The 25,510-nt window shown below is 68.8% G+C and carries 22 protein-coding genes and 2 pseudogenes; 12 read left to right on the forward strand and 12 right to left on the reverse strand.

Translation table 11 applies throughout. The features are described 5' to 3' along the window. Positions 1 to 27 precede the first annotated feature (27 nt). Entirely contained in the window at positions 28 to 1,365 is a 1,338-nt protein-coding gene (locus Prum_RS34980; protein ID WP_281369076.1) for a DHA2 family efflux MFS transporter permease subunit, read from the forward strand. 79 nt (positions 1,366 to 1,444) lie between these two features. On the opposite strand, the gene Prum_RS55325 is transcribed toward Prum_RS34980, so the two are convergent. The 3 genes and pseudogenes from Prum_RS55325 to Prum_RS55335 form a co-directional block, all read right to left on the reverse strand. Next, on the reverse strand, positions 1,445 to 1,696 hold the full coding sequence (locus Prum_RS55325; RefSeq protein WP_246278289.1) for a MerR family transcriptional regulator: 252 nt from the start codon (positions 1,694 to 1,696) through the stop codon (positions 1,445 to 1,447). A gap of 27 nt (positions 1,697 to 1,723) precedes the next feature. After that, positions 1,724 to 1,897: pseudogene (locus Prum_RS55330) on the reverse strand (MerR family transcriptional regulator); the annotation flags it as partial. A 430-nt stretch (positions 1,898 to 2,327) separates the two neighbouring features. After that, a pseudogene (locus tag Prum_RS55335) lies at positions 2,328 to 2,735 on the reverse strand (SDR family NAD(P)-dependent oxidoreductase); the annotation flags it as partial. 85 nt (positions 2,736 to 2,820) lie between these two features. Between Prum_RS55335 and Prum_RS34995 the strand changes: the two are divergent. The 6 genes from Prum_RS34995 (at position 2,821) to Prum_RS35020 (ending at position 7,422) form a co-directional block, all read left to right on the forward strand. Beyond that, entirely contained in the window at positions 2,821 to 3,384 is a 564-nt protein-coding gene (locus Prum_RS34995; protein WP_173080595.1) for a TetR/AcrR family transcriptional regulator, read from the forward strand. Between the two features lie 143 nt (positions 3,385 to 3,527). Continuing rightward, positions 3,528 to 3,953 (forward strand): TOBE domain-containing protein, encoded by a 426-nt coding sequence (locus tag Prum_RS35000; RefSeq protein ID WP_173080596.1) that lies wholly within the window; start codon positions 3,528 to 3,530, stop codon positions 3,951 to 3,953. An 11-nt stretch (positions 3,954 to 3,964) separates the two neighbouring features. Beyond that, positions 3,965 to 4,753 (forward strand): molybdate ABC transporter substrate-binding protein, encoded by a 789-nt coding sequence (gene modA, locus Prum_RS35005; RefSeq protein WP_371871401.1) that lies wholly within the window; start codon positions 3,965 to 3,967, stop codon positions 4,751 to 4,753. Further along, complete coding sequence (locus Prum_RS35010) at positions 4,753 to 5,547, forward strand: ABC transporter permease (protein ID WP_173080608.1); 795 nt, start codon at positions 4,753 to 4,755, stop codon at positions 5,545 to 5,547. Before modA ends, Prum_RS35010 begins: the two co-directional genes overlap by 1 nt. Then, positions 5,544 to 6,635, forward strand: coding sequence for an ABC transporter ATP-binding protein (locus tag Prum_RS35015; RefSeq protein ID WP_173080610.1), 1,092 nt, complete (start codon positions 5,544 to 5,546; stop codon positions 6,633 to 6,635). The genes Prum_RS35010 and Prum_RS35015 overlap by 4 nt, the downstream gene beginning before the upstream one ends. A gap of 103 nt (positions 6,636 to 6,738) precedes the next feature. Then, positions 6,739 to 7,422 carry a hypothetical protein gene (locus tag Prum_RS35020; protein ID WP_173080612.1) on the forward strand — a complete coding sequence of 228 codons (684 nt, stop codon included), beginning with the start codon at positions 6,739 to 6,741 and terminating at the stop codon, positions 7,420 to 7,422. A 24-nt stretch (positions 7,423 to 7,446) separates the two neighbouring features. Here Prum_RS35020 and Prum_RS35025 read toward each other — a convergent pair whose 3' ends face one another. After that, on the reverse strand, positions 7,447 to 9,435 hold the full coding sequence (locus Prum_RS35025; RefSeq protein WP_218577486.1) for a hypothetical protein: 1,989 nt from the start codon (positions 9,433 to 9,435) through the stop codon (positions 7,447 to 7,449). A 230-nt stretch (positions 9,436 to 9,665) separates the two neighbouring features. Here Prum_RS35025 and Prum_RS35030 point away from each other — a divergent pair, with 230 nt between their 5' ends. Continuing rightward, positions 9,666 to 11,645, forward strand: a complete 1,980-nt coding sequence (locus Prum_RS35030; protein WP_218577487.1) for a hypothetical protein — start codon at positions 9,666 to 9,668, stop codon at positions 11,643 to 11,645. A 12-nt stretch (positions 11,646 to 11,657) separates the two neighbouring features. Here Prum_RS35030 and Prum_RS35035 read toward each other — a convergent pair whose 3' ends face one another. Then, the gene (locus Prum_RS35035; protein ID WP_173080616.1) at positions 11,658 to 12,479 is read right to left on the reverse strand and encodes a phytanoyl-CoA dioxygenase family protein; all 822 of its coding nucleotides are present in this window, start codon (positions 12,477 to 12,479) and stop codon (positions 11,658 to 11,660) included. Positions 12,480 to 12,544: 65 nt separating this feature from the next. Between Prum_RS35035 and Prum_RS35040 the strand changes: the two genes are divergently transcribed. After that, positions 12,545 to 13,330, forward strand: a complete 786-nt coding sequence (locus Prum_RS35040; protein ID WP_218577488.1) for an AraC family transcriptional regulator — start codon at positions 12,545 to 12,547, stop codon at positions 13,328 to 13,330. A 202-nt stretch (positions 13,331 to 13,532) separates the two neighbouring features. On the opposite strand, the gene Prum_RS35045 is transcribed toward Prum_RS35040, so the two are convergent. Together Prum_RS35045 and Prum_RS35050 are read right to left on the reverse strand one after the other, a co-directional pair. Further along, complete coding sequence (locus tag Prum_RS35045) at positions 13,533 to 15,626, reverse strand: cellulase family glycosylhydrolase (protein WP_371871305.1); 2,094 nt, start codon at positions 15,624 to 15,626, stop codon at positions 13,533 to 13,535. 12 nt (positions 15,627 to 15,638) lie between these two features. Continuing rightward, complete coding sequence (locus Prum_RS35050; protein ID WP_173080620.1) at positions 15,639 to 16,679, reverse strand: lytic polysaccharide monooxygenase auxiliary activity family 9 protein; 1,041 nt, start codon at positions 16,677 to 16,679, stop codon at positions 15,639 to 15,641. A 236-nt stretch (positions 16,680 to 16,915) separates the two neighbouring features. Between Prum_RS35050 and Prum_RS35055 the strand changes: the two genes are divergently transcribed. From Prum_RS35055 to Prum_RS35060, 3 genes are read left to right on the forward strand one after another with little or no spacing between them, the layout of a single operon-like run. Beyond that, positions 16,916 to 18,469 (forward strand): glycoside hydrolase family 43 protein, encoded by a 1,554-nt coding sequence (locus Prum_RS35055; RefSeq protein WP_173080622.1) that lies wholly within the window; start codon positions 16,916 to 16,918, stop codon positions 18,467 to 18,469. Continuing rightward, positions 18,466 to 18,762: a LacI family DNA-binding transcriptional regulator gene (locus tag Prum_RS52385; protein WP_246278290.1), complete on the forward strand. Its 297-nt coding sequence runs from the start codon at positions 18,466 to 18,468 to the stop codon at positions 18,760 to 18,762. The genes Prum_RS35055 and Prum_RS52385 overlap by 4 nt, the downstream gene beginning before the upstream one ends. Then, positions 18,696 to 19,481: a substrate-binding domain-containing protein gene (locus tag Prum_RS35060; RefSeq protein ID WP_246278291.1), complete on the forward strand. Its 786-nt coding sequence runs from the start codon at positions 18,696 to 18,698 to the stop codon at positions 19,479 to 19,481. Before Prum_RS52385 ends, Prum_RS35060 begins: the two co-directional genes overlap by 67 nt. Here the strand turns inward: Prum_RS35060 and Prum_RS35065 are convergent. From Prum_RS35065 to Prum_RS35085, 5 genes are all read right to left on the reverse strand, one after another. Then, entirely contained in the window at positions 19,478 to 20,698 is a 1,221-nt protein-coding gene (locus Prum_RS35065) for an ROK family transcriptional regulator (RefSeq protein WP_173080624.1), read from the reverse strand. The genes Prum_RS35060 and Prum_RS35065 overlap by 4 nt on opposite strands. Before the next feature lie 6 nt (positions 20,699 to 20,704). Continuing rightward, positions 20,705 to 21,601 (reverse strand): carbohydrate ABC transporter permease, encoded by an 897-nt coding sequence (locus Prum_RS35070; protein ID WP_173080626.1) that lies wholly within the window; start codon positions 21,599 to 21,601, stop codon positions 20,705 to 20,707. After that, entirely contained in the window at positions 21,598 to 22,539 is a 942-nt protein-coding gene (locus Prum_RS35075; protein ID WP_173080628.1) for an ABC transporter permease, read from the reverse strand. Before Prum_RS35075 ends, Prum_RS35070 begins: the two co-directional genes overlap by 4 nt. Then, positions 22,536 to 24,194: an extracellular solute-binding protein gene (locus tag Prum_RS35080; protein WP_173080630.1), complete on the reverse strand. Its 1,659-nt coding sequence runs from the start codon at positions 24,192 to 24,194 to the stop codon at positions 22,536 to 22,538. The genes Prum_RS35075 and Prum_RS35080 overlap by 4 nt, the downstream gene beginning before the upstream one ends. Positions 24,195 to 24,394: 200 nt before the next feature. Beyond that, positions 24,395 to 25,435, reverse strand: coding sequence for a LacI family DNA-binding transcriptional regulator (locus tag Prum_RS35085; RefSeq protein WP_173080632.1), 1,041 nt, complete (start codon positions 25,433 to 25,435; stop codon positions 24,395 to 24,397). Positions 25,436 to 25,510: the final 75 nt, after the last annotated feature.

The following is a 25,510-nucleotide window of genomic DNA, read 5'->3' on the forward strand; positions in this document are numbered from 1 at the left end:
GACGGCTTCAGCTCGCATGGTGGGCGCATGGAGACGACATCGAGAGTTCTGCCGACCGGTTCCTCGCCGGAAGTCGGTATCGCGCCGCCGCGCGTTTTCGTAGGCGCGGCGCTTGGGGCGTTCATGGTGCTGCTCGACGTGACCATCGTGATGGTGGCGCTGCCGTCGATCGGTGCCGACCTGGACGCGAGGACGACCGGCCTGCAGTGGATGCTCGACGGGTACACGCTGGTGCTGTCGGCGTTGTTGCTGGGGGCGGGGAGCCTGGGGGACAAGTTCGGCCGCCGCCGGCTCTACCTGATCGGGTTGGCCGGCTTCACCCTCGCCTCGATTGTCTGCGCCGCTGCCCCGAGCATCGGCGTGTTGGTCGCCGCCCGCGCGGTGCAGGGCGCGGCCGGGGCGCTCGTGTTGACCGGGGCTCTGTCGCTGCTGGTTCAGGCGTACCCGGATCCGGCGAAGAGGGCACAGATGATCGGGCTGAACGGCGCCATCGGTGGATCGTCGATCGCGCTCGGACCGGTGCTGGGCGGGCTGCTGGTCGACGAGGTCGGCTGGCGTGCCATCTTCCTGATCAACGTGCCGATCGGGGTCTTCGCCGTCTGGCTGATCCTGCGCGCGATCCCGGAGAGCTCCGACCCGGAGCACGCCAACATCGACGTGCCGGGGCAGTTGCTCGCCCTGCTGCTGCTCGGTTCCCTGACGTACGGGTTGATCACCAGCGGCGAGCACGGATGGGGCTCGCCGCGCACCGTCGTCTCCCTCGGCGTCGCCGTGGCCGCGTTGGCGACGTTCCTCGCGGTCGAAGCGCGGGCCGCGCGGCCGATGCTTCCGCTGGGACTGTTCACCGACCCCCGGTTCAGTGTCGCGAACCTGGCCGCCCTCGTACTCGGCTTCGGTACCAGCGGCATGTTCGTGCTGCTGTCCCTGTACCTGCAACAGACGCAGGGCCGTTCGGCGATCGCCACCGGGCTGCTGTTCCTGCCGCTGACCATCGCCATCTGCCTGATCTCCCCGTTTGCCGGCAAGAGGTCCGGGCGGCGCGGGCCCTTCCCGGTCATGGCCATCGGCTACCTCGTCGCCGCCGCCGGCCTGTTCGGCATCGCCTTACTCGACGCGCACACCGGACCGGCCGTGTTCATCCCGCTCACCGTCCTGCTCGGCCTTGGCATGGGCGCCTCGATCACGCCCACCCAAGCCGCCGCGGTCACCGCGCTACCCCGCAGCGTTCCGGACTCGCCTCCGCGACCGCGAACACCAGCCGGCAAGTCGGCACCACCCTCGGCATCGCGATCCTCGGCATGTTCATCGTCCACGCCACTTCTGGCCACCGGGTCGGCACCGACGCATACGCCACCAGCTTCGTGAACGGCATGCACACCGGCGCTTATGTCGCCGGCGCGGTGACCCTGGCCACCGCCGTGCTACTCGCGGCGACGAGCCGCCGTCAACGAACTGCGCGGCGTGCCTGACGGGACGGCGCCTGCGTCAGATGCTCGTCGATCTCCTTGGCCAGATACGGACACTGCTGCACCGGATCCTCACTCGGACACTCCAGCACATGTGCCAGGTAGGCCCGGGCGGACGACAACCGCGCCAACTGCTCGTCACACGCCTGAAGCCGACCCTGTACCGCCTCCCGCCAGCCCTGAGTCTGATCGCCGCCGGCCAGGACCACACGTATCTCATCCAGGCTCATCAAGGCGGTGTTCTGACACAACTGGATCACTGCGATCCGCCGCAGGTCCGCCTCGTCATACCTCCGCCGGCCCGACTCCCGGCCGCTCGGCGTCAACAGGCCGCACTTCTCCCACCACCGCAACGTCGATATCGGGATCCCGAACCGCTCGGCCACCTCGCCGATCGCAAACGTCCGGGTCTTCGCGGCGGGCCTCGACATGAAGCCGACTGTAGGTCGCGGCCGAGTCGCTCAGCAACGATGCGAGGCGGTTGATGTCGTGGTTGTCGTCGGGTCCTTCGTTGAGGGGAACCCTTTTGGCGCCTCGGTATGCGGTGCGTCCGCCAGGGGGATCGGCGATCAGGGCGATGAGCGGTTGGATTGCCTCGTCGGGCTCTTGTCCGACGAGTGGTGCGAGCAGGGTCGAGGCGTACCTCATCAGCGGCCCGACCTCGCCGGCGAAGCTGGTCTTGACCAGCCTCCTGGGTCCCCAGGTGATGTAGCTGACCGTCGAGTTGCGCGTGGCCAGGATCCCGAGGAGTTCGTTGGCGCGGCGTTGCTGCGCGTTGGACCTGGCGAAGCTGAAGGTTGCGGCGAGTTCGAGGTCGTCGAAGTCGATCGCGCTGGTCTTGGTGCCGGGGACCGAGGTGTTGAGGATGACCGGCCGGGCGGCGGCCGCGAGCCGGTCCGCGAGGCCGGTGACGAGGAGGTATTTGGAGACGAAGAACAGCACCCACGACGCCTCACGACCCTCGGCGGTGACATGCCGCTTCTGGCGAATGAACGACGCCGCCAGGACGAGCGCGTCTATCCGCTCGTACCGGTCCTTGAGTTGTGCCACCACGCGTTCGCTGTCGGCGACGAGTGACAGGTCGGCGCCGACGAAGTGTGCCCGCGCGGCGATCGAAGGGACGCCTTCGGTCGTGAGCGCGGCGACGAGCGCGTCGAACTTGGCCCGGTTGCGGCCCACGATGGTCACCTCGTCGCCCTGCCGGAGGTGGTGGCGTGCGAGCGCCGCTCCCATGCCGTCGGTCCCGCCGGTGATCACCACGGTTTTCATGCCGCCTCCCAATATCGGAACTCGTGTTCCGTTTTGCCGAGGCTAGCACATCGGAACACAGGTTCCGTATTGGTAGGATCGGGGAATGGCCGAGGTGCAACGACAGCGGCGCGATGTGGTCGCCAACCGTGCCCGGATCATCGATGCCGCGGCGACCATGCTGCGCGAGCACGGTATGAGCACAGACATGCGCGCGATCGCCAAGGCGGCGGGCGTGGGGATCGGCACGCTCTACCGGCACTTTCCGACCCGCGAGCACCTCGTGCACGAGATCACCGGCGTCGACCTGACCCGACTCGCCGACTCCAGACTCCCCCCGGACCTGCCGGCCATCGACGCACTGCGGCAGTTCTTCACCGTCGCTCTCGATCACCTCGCACGCAACCGGGCGATGATCGACCTCCTTGCCAGCGCCGAGGTGTCCGACAGCGACTTGGAGCAGTGCGTGAACCACCTGACCGGCATCGGCCACGAAGCCGTCGCACGCTCCGAAAGCGACCGAACGCTGGCCACCGACATCACCGCAACCGACATCGCCTACCAGTTCCTCGCCTTGGTACGCATCATCCAGCTGCTCCCGGACGGCCGACCCGGTGAGATCGAGCATCACGTGGATCTGGCCCTGCGCGGCATCGAGCACCGCCGGTAGGCCGTAGCCGCCGTCCGTGTTACCGGCGGTCGGCGATGGCGAGGCCAGTCATGCAGTTGCAGCCGCATGATGGCTAGTGATCCAGAAAATGCCAGCCAGATGAGGCGATTTGCATCGCAGATGCGTGCCGATAGGCTATCGCTGTGACGGTGTTTCGGATCAGTGAGGCCGCCGAGCTGCTCGGGGTCAGCGCGGACACGGTGCGCCGGTGGGTGGACGCGGGCCGGCTGACCGCCGTCCGGGACGAGCACGGCCACCGGGCGATCGATGGCGTGGACCTGGCCGGGTTCGCCCGGGCGCAGGCAGCCGACCCGGAGGACCGGTCGGAGGCGTCCTCGGCGCGTAACCGGCTGCGGGGCATCGTGACCGCCGTCGTGAAGGACACGGTCATGGCGCAGGTGGACATCCAGGCCGGGCCGTTCCGGGTGGTGTCCCTGATGAGTCGGGAAGCGGTCGACGACCTCGATCTGGAGGTTGGGTCGGTGGCCATCGCGGTGATCAAGTCGACCACGGTGGTGGTGGAGCGGTCCGCCCCGACCGTGGCGAATAGAGGGAGGACCAGCTCGTGAGACTCGATGGGATCCGGACCCGGTTGGCCGCGCTAGCCGCGGTGGCGTTGCTCGGGTTGGCTGGCTGCGGCGGCGACGGTGACGACACCGCCACGCCAGCGGCCAGCGCCAGCGGATCGGGTGTGACCGGCAGCGTGACGGTGTTCGCCGCGTCGTCGCTGACCGAGTCCTTCAACCAGATCGGCAAGGACTTCGAGGCGGCCAACCCGGGGACGAAGGTGACGTTCAACTACGCCGCCAGCTCCGCGCTGGCCACCCAGATCAACCAGGGCGCCCCGGCGGACGTGTTCGCCTCCGCCTCCCCGGCGACCATGAAGACGGTCACCGACGCCGGCAATGGCGACGGCACCCCGGTCATCTTCGTGAAGAACCAGCTCGTCATCGCCGTACCCAAAGGAAATCCCAAGGGGGTGACCGGCCTCGCGGACCTGACCAAGGCGGGGGTGAAGGTCGCGCTGTGCGCGGAGCAGGTGCCCTGCGGCGCCGCGGCGAAGAAGGCCATCGACGCGGCCGGTGTGAGGCTGACCCCGGTCACGCTGGAGGAGAACGTCAAATCCGCACTGTCCAAAGTGACGCTTGGTGAGGTGGACGCGGCGCTGGTGTACCGCACCGACGCCAAGGCCGCTGCCTCCGATGTGGACGGTATCGAGTTCCCCGAGTCCGCCGGTGCGATCAACGACTACCCCTTGGTGGTGCTGAAGGCCGCCCCGAACAAGACGGCCGCGCAAGCGTTCGTCACCTACGTCCAATCCGACAAGGCCAAAGCCGTCCTGACCGCGGCCGGGTTCCAGGCGCCCTGATGACCGCCCGTGCCCGGCGCCGGGTGCCGGCGCCACTGCTCATCCCCGCCGGGCTCGGGCTGCTCTTCCTCGTCCTGCCGCTGGCCGGGCTGCTCATCCGCGCCCCCTGGACCACTCTCCCGCAGCGGTTAACCGAGCCGGGCGTGCTCACCGCGCTTCGGCTGTCGCTGCAAACCGCGACCACGGCCACCATCCTGTGCCTGGTGCTCGGTGTACCCCTGGCGTGGCTGCTGGCCCGCGTCGAGTTCCCCGGCCGTCGCGTCGTGCGGGCACTGGTCACCGTGCCGCTCGTGCTGCCCCCAGTGGTCGGGGGTGTGGCCCTGTTGCTGGTCTTCGGCCGCCGCGGCATCGTCGGCCAATGGCTTGACGCGGCGTTCGGCATCACGATTCCGTTCACCACCACGGGTGTGGTGCTCGCCGAGGCGTTCGTTGCCATGCCGTTCCTGGTCATCGCGGTCGAGGGCGCGCTGCGCGGCGCCGACACCCGCTTCGAGGAGGCCGCCGCCACCCTCGGCGCCGGCCGGTGGACCACCTTCACCCACATCACCCTGCCGCTGGTCGCCCCCGGCATCGCCGCCGGCGCCGTGCTGTGCTGGGCCCGCGCCCTCGGCGAGTTCGGCGCCACCATCACGTTCGCCGGCAACTTTCCCGGCCGTACCCAGACCATGCCCTTGGCCGTCTACCTCGCACTGGAAACCGACCTGCAGGCCGCGATCGTGCTCAGCCTCATCCTGCTCGTCGTCTCGGTCGCCATCCTGGCCAGTCTGCGCGACAGATGGATCGCCAGCCCATGACCGACTTCGGTCCCGTCCGCCAGACCGGGCCGCTGCTCGACGCGCACCTGGTCGTCGACCGCGGCGGCTTCCGCCTCGACCTGCGCATCGGCATCGACAAGGGCGAGGTCGTCGCCCTGCTCGGCCCGAACGGCGCCGGCAAGACCACCGCCCTACGCGCCCTCGCCGGCCTGCAACCGTTGACCGCCGGTCACATCACGCTCGACGGGCGCATCCTCGACCACCCCGACCGCCGGGTGTGGACCCCCACCGAGCGGCGGCCGATCGGTGTCGTCTTCCAGGACTACCTGCTGTTTCCACACATGTCCGCACTGGACAATGTCGCGTTCGGCCCACGCCGGCACGGCATGCGCCGGGAGCCGGCCCGCGCCCGAGCCGCCAGCTGGCTGGACCGGGTCGGCTTGGGCGAGTACGTCTCCCGCAAGCCGCGTCACCTGTCGGGCGGCCAGGCCCAACGCGTCGCCCTCGCCCGCGCCCTCGCGGTCGAGCCCGCTCTGCTGCTACTCGACGAACCCCTCGCCGCGCTGGACGCCCGTACCCGCCTGGACACCCGCACCGAACTGCACAAACATCTCGCCGAGCACCCCGGCGCCACGCTGCTGGTCACCCACGACCCGCTCGACGCGCTCGTCCTGGCCGACCGGCTCGTCATCGTCGAAGACGGCCGCGTGGTCCAGGAAGGCGACGCCGCCACCATCACCGCCCGACCCCGTACCGACTACGTCGCTCGCCTCGTCGGCCTCAACCTCTACCGCGGCACCGCCGACGGGCACACCGTCCTGATCGGCGACGGCTTCACGCTCACGACCGCGGAGCGGCTCGACGGCGAAGCGTTCGTCGCGTTCCCGCCCTCGGCGGTAGCCCTGCACCCGGAACGGCCTGACGGCAGTCCTCGCAATGTCTGGGCGGCCACCATCGCCGGCATCCAGCGCCACGGCGACAACCTGCGTGTCCAGCTCGACGGCCCCATCCCCGTGGCCGCCGACATCACTCCGGCCGCAGCCGCCCACCTGCACCTGATCCCCGGCCAGACGGTGTGGGCCGCCGTGAAAGCCACCGAAACCCGCGCCTATCCCGCGGCGACGTGACAGGCACGGCCGACGTCGCCGTCTTCGGCGGTTGATAGTTGTTGATATTTTGATCGGCGTGGGTCCGTACCGGGTCAGCCGCTCGATCTTCCTACGTGGTCTCGTGGCGATTTCCGCAGGTGCCGTGGCGTTCGCCGCCTTCGCCGCCGTTGACGGCGTGCCGATGCTCGCGAGGGTGGCCATCGTGATGGCGGTGGCGGCCGGCGGCGTGCTGGGTGTGTGGTCGACGCTGTCCAGCACCTGGACAGACGATCAAGGCGTCCACGTCCGGATGCTGTGGACACACCGGGTATTCGCCTGGCCCGACATCCAGCACATCACCGTCGAGGCCAGCGTGGCCGCCGCGGCGATGAGCAACGCGGCCCCCTCGGAACGCGCGATCCTCTTCGACCGGCTCGGCCGCAAGGTGACTCTGCCCTACCTCGACAACCTCAACGTCGCGCGCCACGGGTCGTCGTTCTCCCTTGAGATGCAGAGGCTCGTCGACACCTGGCATGACCGCCGCGGCCTGGACTGGCTGCCCGACCCGCTCGCCGCCGACCGGCTCGCCTACCGTGCTCAGCACGGCAGCCCCTGGACGAAGGCGTTCTACTGGTCACTCACGTCCTGCCTGGTGGCGATGGCGGTCATCATTTTCTCCGACGACAATCCCTTCCCCTTCGGGCCGGAACTCGTCCTCTGGCTGCCGATCGCGACGTACGGCGCGACGCTCGGTCTGCTACTCACCCGGCGACGCCGAGCGCTGCGGCACCTCGACCTGAGCGGTGGCGAGCTGCGCGGGCGGTAGGCGGACCGCCCGCGCAGGTCCTGCTCACACCGTCAGCGTGATCGCTCCCGTGTAGGTGGTCCCGGGCGTGATGGCGGTGGGCGTCCCGTTGACCGTCAGCGCCGGCTCACCGGCGCCGGCCGCGACGACGTTGGCGTCCGCGCCGATGATGAGCTTGCTCAGGTACGAGGTACCGGTGACCTGCCAGGTCGACGTGCCGCCTAGCGTCACGATCACGCCGTTGTTGACGACTGGCTGGGGCGTGTTCGTCACGACGCCGAGCTGGTCATGGTTGTCGAAGTTGATCGGGCTTTCCAGGTGCACCGCTTTGGTGGCCGAGATGATCCCTCGGATGACCGAGTCGGTGAAGGTCAGGACGAGGTTCTTGCCTTGCATGTTGCCGACACCGCCGCCGAGGACTCCATTGTAGAAGTCGCCCTTCAGGGTGATGCCGGAAAAGCTGCCTCTCGCGTCGGACGCCTGCTCGACGGTCGGGTCGAAGGTCAGCGACCGCACCGCGTCGGCGGTGGGTTGCACGTATGACTTGGTGTAGTTGGCCGTCCAGGGGTACCCGGTGACGTTGACCCGGCCCGGGTTGTCGTTGTCCATCAACTGATAGATGACGCCGTTCTTGGCGTGCAACTGGGCTCCGCCGGAGCCGTCGACGAAGACCGACGAGGCGGAAGCCTTGGACAGGAACATGGTCTGGTCGGTGACCAGCTCCGTACCGCCGCCGATGTACACCGGCCCCGTCGAATGCCACATGAAACCGAATTTGCGGGACCTGATGGTCGAGGTCCGGGGCTTGACCGAGGCGATGTCCTGCGCGGAGAGTCCGAGCGCGAGGCTGTCGTTGAGCGCCTGGACCGCAGCGGGGCTGCTGTCGCCGTAGTACAGACCGGCGCCACCCCAGACGATCGCCACATAGGTCGCCACGTTGAACTCGTTGCCGAGGAAGTGCTCGGTCGGGCTGCCGATCGCGTACGAGCCGTATCCCGAGGTACCGGTATGCCGCAGCTCGCAGTTGACCACGACCAGTTTGCAGCCGTTGCCCCCGTTGCGGCCCGCGTCGACCGAGAACAACGCCCAGTTCTCGTTCGTGACGGAGGTGTTGAGGTAGGTGGCCCGGGTGTTGACGCCGAGCAGGTTCGTCGCGCGCACCGTGCCGTACATGCCCAGCAGCCAGGGGCACGTCATCATGAACGAGGTGTCGCCGGTGTTCTCGTACTCGGCCGGAAGCTGGCCGTCCTTGACGTTGATCGTGCTGTTCTTGACGATCACGACGGCGCCGCCGTCCGCGATGATCCCGTCCCGGACGACACCCCGGGTGCGGATGGTGGCCGCATCCACGACCAGCGTGGTGCTCGCGCCGGTCCCCAGGATCGCCGAACCGTATCCGATGAAGTCGTTGCGACCGTTGCCGACAAAGTCGATCTTCGGTGCGATGAGGGTGTAGGAGCCGCTGTCGACGTAGACGCCGTTGAACGCCTCGCCGCGGGACGCGATCGAGATGCGCTTGGCCGAACTCGCGCCGATGGTGCCGCCCACGATCGCGGTCAGCGCGGACTTGGCCGCGTTGACCCCGGCGGCGCCGACGTAGAGTGCTTGCCGGATCGGCCATTGGCGTGTGTTGTAGGTGATGATGTTTGCCTCGGCCACGGTGATGACCACCTTGCCCTGGTACGTGCCGGCGGCGATGTACGCGTAGGCGCCGGCGTTGACGTAGAGACTCTCCAAAGTGGAGCCCACCTCCACGCCGTTGACCGTGAGGGTGAGGCTGTAGCCGGTGGGGGCGGCCAGCGTGCCTCCCGCGCCGATCACCAGCGTGGTCAGCCCGATCGTCTCGGGGACCAGATACGTCTCGCCGGGCCCGACGGTCAGCGTGGTCTCGCAGGGCGAGGTGGCGGTCGCGAAAACCGCCGAGGGCGTAGCGATGGCCGCTGCCGCGACAAGCAGTGCGCGAGGACGGGCGCGGTAGGTGAAATCGCGTGCCAGCAACGATTTGTCGAGGCGGCGTGCCTCAGGGTTCAGCATTGAGCACTCCTTTGGCGTTGGGCGTCTCTGGACTGTCGCCGCCTCGGCCCCAGAGTGCGCCGACGCTATCAGTCGACACTTTGACGAGTCAAGGTCGTAATCTGCCCGAAACGGCCATGTTCTGTCGACACTTCATTGACTGGTCGGGTGTCGACTGCTAGCGTCCTGGCGCACCGGCGGCCGAGGCGGCGGCCTTTCGTGACCCGACGATGAGGCCAAGGGAGAGTTCGGTGACCAATCGCGAGGAAAGTGGAATCCAGGCGCTGCTAACCCGGGAGTTCAGCTTTCGTGCCCGGCCGCGCGCGCTGCTCATGCTGGCGGCCGGGCTCACCGCGCCAGCGGTGTTCGGCAGCGCCGGCCCGGCATCGGCGGCGCCCGCACGGTCGTCGCTGACCGTCGAGCCGGGCGAAACCTACCTGGTCTCACAGACGACGGCGGTCGACAAGCTGGTCATCGGTGCGGGCGGCCGCCTCGCCGCGCCGAGCGGGTACAGCCTCACCCTGACCGTCAACGGCATCGAGGTGGGCTCCACACTGGAGAGTCTCTACGTCAACTCCGGCGCGTACGCGTACATCGGTGCGGGCACATACTGCGGCGAGGTCGTCATCACGGTCGCGGCGTCGAACATCATCACCTACCAGGACCGCCAATGGCCCTTCCGGCAGGCACTGTACGTCGACGCCAACGGAATCGACGCACAACGATCGGTCCTGGCCGCGGTCAAGGGCGGTGCGCTCAGCGCGGCCGCGGCCTCGGGCATCTCAATCACGTCGAGGAGCGAGGCGTTCAACGGCGTCTACGTCGCCGGGGGAAGGTACACGCTCACCGCGCCGAAGGTACGCATGGTGGGCAACGGCCGCAACGACTTCATCGGGTACGGCTCGGCCATCGTCGCCACGGGCGGGTCCACCCTCGTGGTCGACGGCGCCGACATCGACAACGAGGGGGTCGTGCGCGACGGGCTCATCGCCGATGCCGGCGCCACCATGGTCCTCAAGAACAGCACCATCCGGGTCAAGGACGGCGTCCTGCCCACCGAGTACATGGACACCAGCGACCAGGCGTTCATGATGAGCTGCCCCTGGGGACTCGGCATGTACGGCACGGTGCGCGCGGTGAACCTGCTCGGCGCCAACACCCGGGCAACCTTCCTCAACTCCACCATCACCAACGAGAACTGGGCGCTGCTCTCGGTCGACTCGGGCGAGAGCATCAAGCTGGTGGCGGTCAATTGCACCTTGAAGCACACCGGCACCTCGGGCTACGGCACGTACGCCATCGGGTATCCCACCGAGCACCTGCTCGGCAACACCATGAAGGTGGCGACGTACGCGACGATCCTGCGGGGCGCCACCATCGTCCACTATGGCGACAGCAGCCCGGAAGCGGTGCGGGCGCTCAACGACAGTCTCGGCTTGGGACTCAGCGCGGCGGACATCGCCTCGGTGCGGCCAAGGACCTCGGTCGTCAAGTCCGACAAGTTCGGCTTCCTGTGGCACGCCGCGGGCCCGCTGCTCATCGACGGCGGTACGCGCATCACGACCGAGCAGACGATGTTCCTGTCGAAGGCCGCCCCCTCCTCGCTCATCGTCGACGGCTCGGGCGGAGTCGACCTCAAGGCCCGCAACGGCGTCCTGTTCCAACTGATGGACAACGACAACCCGGGTAGGGTCAACGTCACCGGGTACCCCTGGTCGAACGCGTACATCCTGTCGTACGTGCAGCCGACCGCGCCGGCGGTCAAGTCGGTGACGTTCGACCCGACGGCGGTCTACGCCGCCGACGCCAAGGCCGCGTTCTCCCACATCACGCTGGAGGGCGACTTCTACAACGCGATCCTCGGCGGGGGCGTCGGCGGCCTGCAGGGAAAGAATCTGGTCCTGAACTTCACCGGTGCGACGGTGCGCGGCGTCATCTCGGCCACGCTGGCGATGCACAACGAAAGCCCCATCACCTTCGACAACCACGACCAGATCGGCGTCGTCACCAACACTGCCCAGCCGGTTGTCAACAACGGCGTCATCGTCACGTTGGCCGCGGGCTCCACCTGGCGGGTCACGGGCACGTCCTATCTGAGCAGGCTCACCATCGACGCGGACTCGCGGGTGATCGGCGACGATGGGCGCGTGCCGTCGATGACGGTCGACGGTGTGGCGACACCCATCACGCCCGGCACCGAGTACCGCGGAGCGATAACCCTCATGCTCTGAAGCTGGTGGACGTTACTCGTGCCGGCGTGCGACCTCGTGCTGGCCGGTCAGCGTGATGTCGCCGTCGTTCCACTCGCCGCACGCGCCGCCGCCTTCGCTGACGGCAAGGTGCAGCGGCGTACCGTCCATCCGGAGCGCGGGGTGGTAGTAGTCGGCCACCTGGTCCGCATCGCCCTCGATGTAGTGGCCGATCAGGGCGCGCCGGAACCGGTCCGTCGTGCTGTTCGGCGCGCTCCCGTGCACCGCCGAGCCGTTGAAGAACAGCACGTCACCCGGGTCCATCGGCACGGGCTCGACCCGCTGCCCGGGCGGCAGCGGCACGGTCACGTCGGTGAAGCTGACGGTGGTGTCGGCCTTTTCGGTGCACAGGATCGGCCACCGATGACTGCCCGGCGCGACGAGCATGCAGCCGTTCGTCTCGTCGGTGCGATCGAGCGCCATCCAGGCGGCGACGCAGGTGCCGGGCTGCGCGCGCAGGTAGAAGTTGTCCTGATGCAGCGCCTGGCCACGGGAGCCGGGCGGTTTGAAGTACAGCATGGTCTGCACCGCGTACGGCTCGGTCCCCACCAGCGCCACCAGCAGGTCGCGCAACCGGGGGTCGAGCAGCCAGCGCAGCGAGATGTCGTCCCAGCGGTGCATCTGGGCCATCCGGGGGTACCGGCGTAGCGGATCCCGGCTGTGCTGCTGGACTCCGACCACATCGTGGTCGTAGGCACCGCGCCGGCGCAGGGTCATGTAGTGCTCGCGCAGCCGGTCCACCTCGGCGGTGTGGAACAGGCCGCGCGCCACCGCGTACCCGTCCCGGTCAAAGGACGCCTTGAAAGAAACGCTCATGTACGGAAGCATCTGCGCTGCCCCATGCTCGTCGTAGGTCCATGGACGCGCGAGGAGTTGCACTTTTGACGCACCTGCGCTTCAACTCGCCGCCCACGTACTGGCGCTGCGAGCCGGGCTGGTTTTGGCACTCCCGCCCGCTGGGCGACCACCTGCTGTGGTGCGTGCTGGACGGCGTCGGCGAGCTGACCCTGGACGGCCGGCGGCACCTGCTCGGACCGGGCAGCTGCGCGGTGTTCCGCCCCGGAGACGCCCCGATCGCCAGGCACGATCCGCGCCGGCGCCTGCTGGTCTTCGGCCTGCACTTCGACACCGACCTGGACGAGGACCTGCCCCGTGGCCCGGTGCGCGTGCAGGACCGGACACTGCTGGACGCGCTGGCACGCCGGTGTGACCGCAGCTTCCGCCGCGGCGGGCCGGTCGCGGCCCGGCACAGTCTGCTCTGTCTGGAGCAGATCCTGTGCTTCCTGCACGAGGAGGCCACGTACCCGGCGCTCGGCCCGCTCGACGCCGAGCTGGAAAAGATCACCGCCGTCATGCGGCAGGACCCCACCCGGCGGTGGCGCGTCAGCGAGCTCGCCCGGGGAGCGGCACTGTCCCGTGCCCAGTTCAATCGGCGATTCGTCGCCTACACCGGGCTGAGCCCGGCCCGATACCTGATCAACGTCCGGCTCGCCCGCGCCCACGAACTGCTCACCGAGACCAACATGTCGGTCACCCAGATCGCCGCCGCGCTCGGCTACGCCGACGTCGCCTACTTCAGCCGCCAGTACAAGCGGCACACCGGACGGTCACCCAGCTCCGCCCGAGACGCCGGAGAGGACCGCGTCACGTCCGCGCCGCAGCGGTAACGACAGCGCCCCCACCGCGCCCCGCCCACCCCCGCCGACCGCGCCCCGCCGACCGCGCCCCGCCCACCGGGCCTCCGCCCACCGGGCCCCCGCCATGTGCGTCGATCAAGGACTTCCGCGTCGATCAAGGGCGAACGGCCGTGGTTGGATCTCCGATCCACGACCCTTTGCCCTTGATCGACGCAGACGTCCTTGATCGACGTCAGGTGGTGCTGCCGGTCACCGCGGTGCCGGACTTCGTGATGTAGTACGTGACCTGCGCCCCGCTCCAGAAGTGGAACGTGAGGGTGACGCGGCCGTCGTTGACCTCGTTGAAGAACTCGGTCTTCAGCAGGATGGTGTTGGCGTTGTAGTCGGGTTGGAAGTGCTGCCAGAACTCCTTGTACGGGGTCCAGTTGGCCGGGCCGGCGGGGGTGCCGTCGGCGTACTTGGCCTCCATCGTGGCGAGCTGGTCACCGCGGAACTGGGTCGGGATGGCGAACGAGCTCGTCGTGCCGGTGGCGCCGGCCTGGGTCGGCGGGTCGCTGGTGATGACGTTGATCTGCCAGGGCACACCCGTGGAGAAGCGGGCCTCGATGGTGGCGTTGACGCCGTACGCGCGGTTGCCGACCAGCCGGGTCAAGGCCGACGCCGTGAGCGTGAGCGTGTTGCCGGACACGGTGTAGTCGGTGCCGTTGGCCAGGTTGGTGCTGCCCTGCCGCAGCCCCTGGAACGAGGTGCCGTTGAGGTTGAGGGTGAGCGTCTTGCTGGTGATGGTGCCGGTGCGGGGTACGTAGACCTGGTCCGAGGAGGCGGTGCCGGAGCGGGCCGTCCAGCTCGCCTTGAACATGTCGTACACGCCCTGGTCGCGCCAGCGCAGTTCGTTGCGGTTCAGGAACTGGCCCGCGTCCCACACCTGGGTGGTGAGGTTCCGGATCCGGGCGTGGTAGCCGACCGCTTCGAGGAACTTGAGGAACTCGCCTCGTTCGATGACACCGGGCCGGTTGTGGTCCCAGTTGAGCAGGGCCCATTCGCCGATGATGACCGGGATCCCGCGGTTCACGAACGCGTTCTGGACGCGGTCGAAGGTGCCGATCAGGTCCTGCTCCACATTGGAGTCGTAGCGGGTGCCGCCGGCGATGTTGACACTGAAGGGCCACCAGCCGTAGAAGTGGACGGTCGCGGCGAGGTTGCGGTCGTTCAGCTGGTTGAACGTGGCGTTCAAGGCGTCCAGCCGGCCCTGGTCGGCGTTGGTGAACAGGGTCGGCAGGACCAGCAGCCGGGTGGCGTTGTTGCCGCCGGACTGGCGCACGATGCGGACGAACTCGACGTTGAGCTCGTGCAGCAGGGTGTAGCTCTGGTCGTCGGTGCTGTTGGCGAACTGCGGTTCGTTGATGCTTTCGAGCACCAGCTTCGAGGAGTGGTTGCGGAACGCGGCGGTGAGCTGTGTCCACAGTGCCCGGTACCGCGCCATGACGTTGGTGCGGTCGTTGGGGTACGTGTTGATCCACTGCCAGGAGTCGTGGTGCAGGTTGAGCATCACGTAGAAGCCCTCGGCCAGGGACCAGTCGACGATCTGGCGCACTCGGTTGAGCCATACCGTGTCGATCGTGTAGTCCGGTGCCGGACCGTGGTGGTTGCTCCAGGTCACCGGGAGCCGGATGCTGTTGTAGCCCTGGGATCGCACGTGGCGCAGCAGGGTCTGGGTCGTCAGGGGGTTGCCCCAGGCGGTCTCGTCCGGGATGGCGTCGAGCGTGTTGCCCAGGTTCCAGCCGGGCTGCATCGCCGCCACCGTCGCCATCGCGTTGCCGGGTTGCGGTGACGTCGACGGCGACACCGTGGGCGACACCGACGGCGACGTGCTCGCGGTCGGCGACGTCGTGCCGCCGACGTTCCCGGTGCAAGCGACGCCGTTGAGCGCGAACGAGGTCGGGGCCGCGTTGCTGCCGGTCCACGAGCCGTTGAAGCCGAAGGAGACGGTCGCGTTCGTCGCGATGGCCGGGTTGTAGCTGGCGTTCGTCGCGGTGACCTGGCCACCCGATGCGGTGACGGTCGCGTTCCAGGCTTGGGTGACCTGCTGGCCGGACGGGAACGTCCACACCAGACTCCAGCCGTTGATGGCGTCGCCGAGGTTGGTGACGTTCACGTTGGCGGTGAAGCCACCCGGCCATTGAGCCGACACCGCGTACGCCACGCGGCAGCCGGCCGCGGCTTGGGCGTTCACAGCCATCACGGTTCCGGCCATCAGCAGCGCGGCCGCGCCGCCGGCGACCATGCCGACCCGCCAACGGGTTCTTCGTATGGTTTGCAGAGTCACTGGGACAACTCCTTATCTCGTCGCGGCGCAACTGAGGGTGGGGGCTCGGTTCGTGCCGAGCCATGAGCCGAGGAAGCCGAAGGTGGTGCTGGCGCTGGCGGACAGGCTGCCGTTGTAGCTGACGTTCCGCGCGGTCACGGTCGTGTCGTCCGAGGTGACCGAGGCGTTCCACGCCTGGCCGACCACCTGCCCGTCGGGGAACCGCATGGTCACGGTCCAGCCGTTGATCGCGGTGGCCCCGGCGGTCACGGTCACGGCTGCCTGGAAGCCGCCGTTCCACTGGCTGGCGAGGGCGTAGCTGGCCGAGCAGCCGTCGTTCGGGGCCGGTGGGGACGGCGGCGGGGTGGTCGGGTCCGGCGTGCCGCCGGGGAAGCGGACGTCGGAGCACATGTAGTAGTTCTGGTCGGCGTGGCCGGCGCGCCAGACGGCGTACACGATGTGCCGGCCGGTCCGACCGGGGGCGCTGATCTGGAACGGGCCGTAGTCCACACCGTTGAGGAGCGGGTCGTTTGGTCTGGTGGGCCACCCCGTGTCCGGGAACGCGCCGGTGTCCTTGACTAGTTCCAGGTCGTTCCAGCGCAGCCGCTGGGTGAGCGGGTCAAAGCCCTGCCTGGTGACGTAGATGCGGATGTACGCCGCGCCGTGCCGGGCCTGGTCGTGGAAGGTCCAGTTGAAGGTGTTGTTGACGTCCTGGGCGCGCCACAGGCCCGGGTTGTCCAGCGCGGCGTACGTGTCATCGCCGCCGCCGCACAACTGGCCGTCCGGGACGCGGGCCTGGTGGTCGTTGTTCACGTTGTCCTGGATGAGACCGTTCCAGGTCCACATCGCGGCCGGGTTCGCCTGGTACGCCTGCCAGCACATCGGATCCTGGGTCTTCATCGCCGGATTCAGCCAGTCCACCCACCGTGTGGCGCAGCCGTAGTGGCGGGACGGCGGGTCGATGGCCGAGCCGTGCGCCGCCGCGGGCTGGGGATTGATCAAAAGGAGGGTGAGGACGGGCAGGGTCAGCGCGGCGACCACCAGGGGTCGGCGCAGTCTTTTGAACGAGGACATGGGGCCTCCCAGCACTCTTGGAATGAGATGGGTGCCCGCGGACGCTGCCCGTCGCCTCCGCGAACGCTGCATGGCTCCCGCAGCGAAAGTTTCTGTGCCGGCACGCTACGCTCTTTCCAAGATGTTCGTCAATGGACTTGCCCGTTGACGTGATCCTCTGGCCTTAACTACCCTCAGGGAGAGATTACTGGTGCAATGTCCGGAAAGTTTCGGGGTAGAGGAAGGAAACCACCTGCATGAGCGTGGTCCAGCTGAGCGCTGCCGGTGGGCCGGCCGCCACGGACGGGTGGGTTGACGGCACGTTCACCAACCCCGTGGTCGCCGGGCTGCACCCGGATCCGAGCATCTGCCGGGTCGGCGACGACTACTACCTGGCCTGCTCCGGCTTCGAGTACTTCCCCGGCGTACCGATCTTCCACAGCAGGGACCTGGTGCACTGGGAGCAGATCGGCAACGCGCTGGATCGCCCCAGCCAGCTCTCCCTGCCGGCGGCGACCCCCTCGTCCGGTGGCGTCTACGCACCGACGCTGCGCCATCATGACGGCCGCTTCGCTCTGATCACCACGAACGTTTCGGAGGGCGGGGGCACGCTGGTCGTCACCGCTGTGGACGCCGCGGGGCCTTGGTCCGAACCCGTCTGGCTGCCCGGTGTCCCGGGCATCGACCCGGATCTGGCCTGGGACGAGGAGGGCCGGTGCTTCTGCACTTACGCCGGCGTCGGGCAGGTGCGCATCGACCCGGCGACCGGACGGACGCTCGGCGAGCCGCGCCGGCTCTGGTCGGGTACGCCCGGTGCGCAGGCGCCGGAGGCCCCGCACCTGTTCCGGATCGGCGGCTACTGGTATCTGCTGATCGCCGAGGGCGGGACCGAGCGGGGGCACGCCGTTTCGATCGCGCGCGGGCCGGCGCCGGACGGGCCGTTCGAGCCGTGCCCGGCCAACCCGATCCTGACCCACCGCGGCCGCAACTGGCCGATCCAGAACACCGGCCACGCCGACCTGGTGGAGGCGCCGGACGGTTCGTGGTGGATGGTCCTGCTCGGGGTACGGCCGGGCGGCGGCACGCCGGGGTGGCACGTGCTGGGCCGGGAGACCTTCCTGGCTCCGGTGTCCTGGGTGGACGGTTGGCCGGTGGTCGGCGAGGTCGCACCGGTCATGGCGGCGCCACCGTGGCCGGCACACCCGGTGGCCGCGCCGCCGGCGCGGGACGACTTCGATGGGGACGTACTGCACCCGCGGTGGGTCTCGGTCCGTTCCCGTCCCACGGATCGCTGGTCGTTGACGGATCGCCCCGGCTGGCTCACCCTGCACGCGCGCGACGAGTCCCTCGACCAACCCGAGGTCACGTTCGCCGGCCGCCGCCAGCAGCATTCGTCCTGCCGCGTACGGGCACTGGTCGACACCGCAGGCGGGCGCGGCGGGCTGGCGGTACGCGTCGACGAGCGGCACCACTACGACATCGAGGTGGGCGACGGCGAGGTGCGGGTGGTGGCGCGGGTCGGCTCGGTGCGGCCGACGGTGGCCACCCGGCGCGCGCCGGCCGGTCCGGTCCGGCTACGGATCGACGTCGCCCCGCCGCCCGGCGATTGGCATCCGTGCAAGGAGCCCGACGTACTGCGGCTCGGTGTGGAAGGCGCGGACGGCGCGTTCGAGGTGCTGGCCGAGCTCGACGGCCGATACCTGTCGACCGAGGTCGCCGGAGGCTTCACCGGGCGGGTGATCGGAATGTACGCCGCGGCCGGCACGGTCCGGTTCGACTGGTTCGACTATGAGCCTGGCGTTGCGCCGTGAGCGACGCGCGTGACCGTCCGGCTACCCCGGTGACCATTGCCTACATCGCCGAGTCGGCCGGAGTGTCGGTCCCGACGGTGTCCAAGGTCATCAACGGCCGTTCCGGCGTGGCCGCGGACACCCGCGCCCGGGTTGAGGCACTGGTCAATCGCTATGGGTACCGCAAGTCGACGCCGGCCCAGCGCAGCACCACGATGGAGCTCGTCTTCGACGAGTTGGAGCACATGTGGGGGTCGAGATCATCCGCGGGGTGCAGCGGGTGGCCCGGGAGAACCGGCTGGGTGTCGTGCTGACCGAGTTCGGCCCGGAGCGCAGCACGATCCGCTACTGGATCGACGACACGCTGGCGCGGCGTCCGGCTTGTGTGGTGACGGTGGCGCAGTTGTCGGAGGAGCAGCGTAACCAGCTGCGCGCCCGGGGGATTCCGTGCGTGGTGTTCGATCCCACGATGGAGTTGCCGGATGACGTTCCGTTTGTCGGGGCGACGAATTGGAGCGGTGGCCGGTCGGCCACCCGTCACCTGATCGGGCTGGGACACCGCCGCATCGCGACGATCGGCGGTCCGGAGCACGTCCTGTGCTGCCGGGCCCGGCTGGACGGCTACCGCGCCGCCATGGACGCCGCCGGCCTGGCGATGGACGGTGGCCTCGTCGTCAGCACGGCGCTGACCCTGGAGGACGGCTACGCGGCCGCGCTCGACCTGCTGTCCCGTCCGCAGCGCCCGACGGCGATCTTCGCGGGTAACGACCTCCAGGCGCTCGGTGTCTATCGGGCGGCCAAGGCACTCGGGCTGACGATCCCCGCGGACCTGAGTGTGGTCGGCTTCGACGACCTGCCGATCGCCGCCCTGGTCGATCCTCCACTCACGACCGTCCATCAGCCGCTCGCCGAGATGGCCGCGGCCGCCACCGAGTTGGCGCTCGCGCTGGGGCGCGGGGAGACGTCCCAGGGCGGACTCGAACTCGCCACAAGCCTCACCGTCCGCGAGAGCACCGCGCCACCGGCGGACTAATCGTCCGGAAGCTCGGGGAGGTGGCCGGCGTCGATGTGGTCGAGTATGCGAGCGGCCGCGCCGAGCGCCGACGATTCGGTGCCGAGCGTGGCCGGCGCGATGCGGCAGCCGCCGGCTTGCGGGGCGACGGTCCGCACCGCCAGCTCCGCCTCGACGGTTGCCAACAGCCAGGGCGTCAGGGGTGCGAAGTAGCCGCCCAGGATGACCACCTCCGGGTTGACAATGTTGGCCAGCAGCGACGCGCCGTACCCAAGCCAGCGTCCCGTTTCGGCGAGCGCGTCCAATGTGGCCGGCTCGTGCGCCTTGGCGCGGCGCACGATTTCCTGAATGTCCAGCGCGAGGCTGACGTCTACGTCCAGGTCGGGCAGCGCGCGCCGGATCAGCGCCGGAACTCCGGCCAGCGCCTCCAGGCAGCCGCGCCGGCCGCACACACAGGCGGGGCCGTCCGGCAGCACCTGGATGTGTCCGATGCCGCCGCTGAAACCTCGATTCCCGCGCAGCAGCCGGCCGTCGACGACCACGCCCGCGCCGATCGAGGCGCCGCCGGTCAGGTACGCCAGGTTCGTGGCCTCGGGGTACGGGCCGTACCGCTGCTCGGCGAGCACCGCGAGGTTTGCTTCGTTGTCCACGGCGATGGCGTAACCCGGTTGGCGCAGCGCGGTCACCAGTTCGCCGCGCAGATCCATGTCACGCCAACCGAGGGTGGGGGAGCGGCGTACCACCCCATCCCCGTCGACCAGACCGGGTACGCCCACGGTGAGGCCGAGCACGTACCGGCCCTGGCTGGTGACGCGGGCCGCGGCGCGCCGGGCCAGCGTGGAGATCGCCGCCACCGCCAGGCCGGGGGAGGCGGCGTGCTCGGCGAAGGACCGGTGCCAGGACAGCAGGCAGGTGCCCGGCAGGTCCACCGCCATCGCGGTGAGGTGGTCGGAACCGACCGCGATCCCGATCGCCGCGTACGGCTCCCCGTCGAGGGCGAGCATGATGGCGGGGCGGCCGATGCGGTGGCCGCTGGGGCCGGTCTCGCGCAGCAGCCGGCGCCGGATCAGGTCGCCGACGATGCTGGAGACGGTGGCCTTGTTCAGACCGGTGGCGGCGGCGATGTCGGCGCGGGAGCACGGGCCGTTGGCGCGTACGTGCCGCAGCACCACCGCGAGGTTGGTGGCCCGTACGTCTCCGAAGTCGACCGCGTGCGGGCTGGTGCGCATAGTGATCATGTGGTGTCAGCCTTTGACCGCGCCGATGAGTACGCCCTTGATGAAGTGGCGCTGGATGAACGGGTAGACCGCGACGATGGGTGCGACCGTGAGGACGACGACGGCCATCTTGATCGCCTCGGTGGGTGGCATGGTGACGCCGACGTTGGCGCCGGACGTGTGCGGTGCCTGGCCGGCCAGCAGGTAGCTCTGCAGGACCCGCTGGATCGGGTACATGTCGTTGCGGTCGATGAACAGCAGCGCGTCGAACCAGACGTTCCAGTAGCCGACCGCGTAGAACAGGCCGACGACGGCGATGACCGCCTTGGACAGCGGTAGCACGATGCGGCTCAGGATCCGGAAGTCGCTGGCGCCGTCGATGCGGGCGCTGTCGAGCAGTTCCGCGGGGATGCCCTGGAAGAAGCCGCGGACGACGACGAGGTTGAACACGCTGATGGCCGGCGGCAGGATCAGCGCCCAGATGGTGTCTTTGAGGCCGAGGCCGGTGACCACCAGGTACTTGGGCACGAGCGGCGGGTAGACCAGGAACGGCAGCAGGAAGTAGCCGAGAAGCCAGCGGTAGCCGAGCGAGCGGGGGCGGGACAGGCCGTACGCGGCGAGCACGGTGACGGCCAGCGCGACGGCGGTGCCGATGACGGTGACCAACGTGCTGATCCACATCGCCCGGGTCACCGCGCCGCCGGCGAAGATGGTCTCGTACGCCGAGGCGTCGATTCCTCGGGGAATGACCACGAACCCACCGGCCCGCGCGATGGTCTCGCGAGAGGACAGGCTGGTCACGAGGATCACCCACAGTGGAAACAGCACGCCCAGCACCAGCAGGGTGAGCACGATGGCCTTGAGGACCTGGCCGATCCGTGTCGGTTGCTCTTCCCAGACCGGACGGCGGGTGGTGGCTGTCACTTCGAGTAGATCCCTTGTTCGCCGAGCTTGTGCGCCACCTTGTTGGCGGCCAGGATCAGGCACAGGCCGATCGCGGCCTTGAACAGGCCGGCCGCGGCGCCGTAGCCGTAGTTGCCGGTGGCGATGGAGAAGTAGTAGACGAAGGTGTCGAGCACCTCCGACGCCTCCCGACCCACCGCGTCGCGCTGCAGGATGAACTGTTCGAAGCCGACCGACAGCGCGTCGCCGAGGCGGAGGATCAGCAGCAGCACGATCACCGGGCGCAGGCCGGGCAGCGTGATGTGCCACAGCCGTCGCCACCGCCCGGCGCCGTCCGCGGCGGCCGCCTCGTACAGGTTCTGGTCGATAGTGGACAGTGCGGCGAGGAACACGATGGTGCCCCAGCCGATGTCCTTCCACAACGCCTCCGCGGTGACCAGGAGGATGAACGTGTCCGGATTGGTCATGACGTTCCACGGCTCGAGCCCGGCGTCGCGCATCGTCTGGGCCAGCAGCCCGGCGCCGCCGAGCATCTGCACGAAGAACGTCACCACCAGCACCCAGCTGAAGAAGTGCGGCAGGTACACGACGGTCTGGATGAAGCCGCGCAGCCGGCTGGACAGCAGGTTGTGCAACATGATCGCCAGGGCGATCGGCAGCGGGAAGAAAAAGACGATCTGGAACGCGGTGATCGTGAGCGTGTTGCGGAACGCGTGCCAGAACGCCGGGTCCTCGAACAGCAGCTGGAACTGGCCGAAGCCGATCCAGTTGCTGTGCAGGAACGCCTCCAGCGGATTGCTGCCGACGTACGGGTTGTAGTCCTGGAACGCGATGACGTTGCCGAGGATCGGCACGTAGCTGAAGACCAGCAGGATGAGGAAGCCGGGCACCAGCATCACCAGCAGTTGCCAGTCGCGCCGCAGGCGTACCCGCAGCGGCTGGCGCCGGCTCCCACTCATCGTCCGGCCTCGGACAGCGCCTTCGCCAGCAGTTGCCGCGCCTCCTCGCCGCCGTTGGCCTTCCACTCCTGCACAATGGAGTCCACATCGGACACCGGTCGGCGGCCGCGCACGACGTCGGTGAACTTCTCCTCGGCCGGTACGGCAAATCCCTTGAACGCGGCCGGCATCTCCAGCTTCAGCCCGTCCCACGGGTCCGGCTCGAGGTACTTGACCGTCTCGTTCGACCAGGTGAGCAGGTCCGGCACGAAGTGCGGGGTGTCGGGGAACGGCCCGATGACCGGGTTGCGGCCACTGATGAAGAAGTACTGGTTGGCGATCTCCTTGAAGGCCAGGTCGGTCTTGACCGGTCCGCCCGGGGTCTTGGTGTGGTGCTTGCCTTCCACGCCGTAGTCGCGCAGCTGCGCCTCCTGAGATCCCAGCGGGGCGGAACACCAGTTGATGATCCGCAGCAGCTCCTCGATCCGCTCCTTGCCGACGCCCTTCTTGACGAAGGTGTAGGAAATCGGCTCGTCGGCGCGCCACATCAGGGGATCGCCACCGGCGGCGGAGAAGACCGGCACCGGCTGGATGTTCAGCTTCGGGTTCACCTTCTGGTGCTCGGCCTGGGCGCCCTGCCAGAAGCCCACGCCGGCCTGCTTGAAGATGATGCTGCCGGCCTGCGCGAACAACAGGTTGGCGTCGGCGCCCTTGCTGGCGACGACGTCCGGGTGGACCAGGCCGTCCTTGTAGATCTTGGCCATGGCCTCGAGCGCCTGGCGGTACTCCGGTGTCTCGTACTTGAACTCGGGCGTCTTATCGGCCTTGAGCCGCCAGCCCTGCTTCGAGCCGGGCACCTTGTGGTAAATCTGGATCATTGCGAAGACGTCGTCGAACGCCCACACCTTCTTGGCCGGGTCGGTGACCTCCTTGGCCACGGTCAGCAGCTCGTCCAGGCTCTTCGGCATCGTCAGGCCGCGGGCGTCCAGTAGGTCCTTGCGGGTGAACAGCGCCCACGGGAACGGGCCTTCGCTGGGGTTGGGCACCGCGTACAGCCGCTGGTTCCAGATCGCGTTGCGCCAAGCGCCGGTCGGGAACGTCGCGAGCATCGGGTACGCGTTGACCGCGTCGCCCTTGACGTAGTCGGTGAGGTCCTCGAAGAGCACCTTGGCGGCCTCGTCGAAGCGGGGGATCTTCCCCACCTCCCAGCCCGGTACGCACAGCAGCTCGGGTACGTCGCGGGCGCCGAACATCGCGTTGAGCTTGTCCGCGTACGTGTTGCCGTCCTGGATGGTGAAGTTGACCGGTGTGCCCAGCTCGGCGTTGACCGCTTGCAGGTAGGCGCTCTGCTGGTAGCCGGGCGGGGCGGGACCCCACACCGGCGTCATCGCGGTCACGGCCTTTCCGCTGGTACCGGGCTTGTCGGTGATCGCGTCGACGAGCGTGCCGGGGTATTTGACGTAGCCGTCGGGCACCGGACGGGTGCCCTTGACGTCCGGGGAGATGCCCAGCGCCGGGTCCTTCTGCGCCGGCAGGAGGCCGGCGAACTTGTCCAGGTTCGCTGCCGCACCGGTGCCGGCCGGCTTCTCGCTGCATCCCGCCAGCAGCGGTCCGCCGGCGGTCGCCGCGGCGCCCAGGCCGAGGAGGCCCAGGAAGTTCCGCCGTGAAGTGGTCATCGCTGTCCTTTCGAAGAGGTCACACGGGTGTGCTATCGAACCGATTCGAACCGCGGGACGTCGTTCCCTCGCAGGATCGTGAACTGAGCTGAGCTTTAGAAACTTTCGCTAATGAGGCGGAAATTTAGCACGCGTCAGCATCGAAAGCCATACGTGAATCGATGAGATGGCCGCGCCGTCGCCGCGGCGACGCTCCGCTACTACGCCGGAGGCGGAGCGGTCGTGCGGCGGGTGACCAGCGTGGGGGAGAGCTTGATCTGGGTGGCTGGCCGCTGGCGGTCGGCGATGCGGTCTAGCAGGAGACGGGCGGCGTTCCTCCCGATCTGATGGCCGGCCTGGTCGACGCTGGTCAGCGAGATGGGGCGGAAGGCGGCGAAGGTGGTGTTGTCGTAGGCGGCGACGGAGATGTCCTCGGGGACGCGCAGGCCGGCCTCGGCGATCGCGTCGAGGGCGCCCATGGCGACGATGTCGGCGCCGGCGAAGATGGCGGTGGGCCGTACGGGCCGGGCGAGCAGTTGCTGGGCGCCGAGGTAGCCGCCTTCTTGGGTGTAGCTGGTGGAGGCGATGTCGATCTCGCCGGCCAGGCCGCGGGCACGCATGGCGTGCTGGTAGCCGTCGGCGCGGATCGCGTTGGGCATTTCGGCGAGACGGTCGGGGTCGGTCTCGTGGTGCTCGATGTGCGCGATCCGCCGGTGGCCGAGGTCGGCGAGGTGGTCGACGACGAGGCCGGCGCCGGCGAAGTCGTCGTCCGCCACGGTGTCGTAGGTCGCGGAGCGTCCGTGCCGGCCGACGACGACGGTGGGCACGGTACGGGCGACGTGTTCGAGATGCGCGCGCGAGGAGACCGGCGCGATGAGGATCATCCCGTCCATGCTGCGGTCGATCATGGCGTGGGTGACCTTGGCCTCGGCCTCCTCGCCGTTGCAGCCGGGTCCGAGGAGCACCTGGTAGTCGGTGTCCGCGAGGTGGTCGTTGAGGCCGTCGAGGATCTCGGCGAAGAACGGGTTGCGGATGTCGGGCAGCATCACGCCGATGGTGTACGTCTGACCCCGCATGCCCCGCGCGGCGGCGCTGGGCCGGTAGCCGAGTTCGGCGATCGCCTGGCGCACCTTGGCCTGCATCGTCGGGCTGACCCCGTAGGCGTTGCGCAGCACCTTGGAGACGGCGGTCGTGGAGACCCGGGCGTGCTGCGCGACGTCGACGATGGTGATGCGTCGCGACGGTGCTGGCGGCTTGTCCATCCGGCCTTTCCTTCGATGCCTCGTGGGGAACGTTGCCCGAGTGTAGACCTTGCCGCTCTTGACGTCGGAACGGTG

Source organism: Phytohabitans rumicis (assembly GCF_011764445.1).
Taxonomy (GTDB): domain Bacteria; phylum Actinomycetota; class Actinomycetes; order Mycobacteriales; family Micromonosporaceae; genus Phytohabitans; species Phytohabitans rumicis.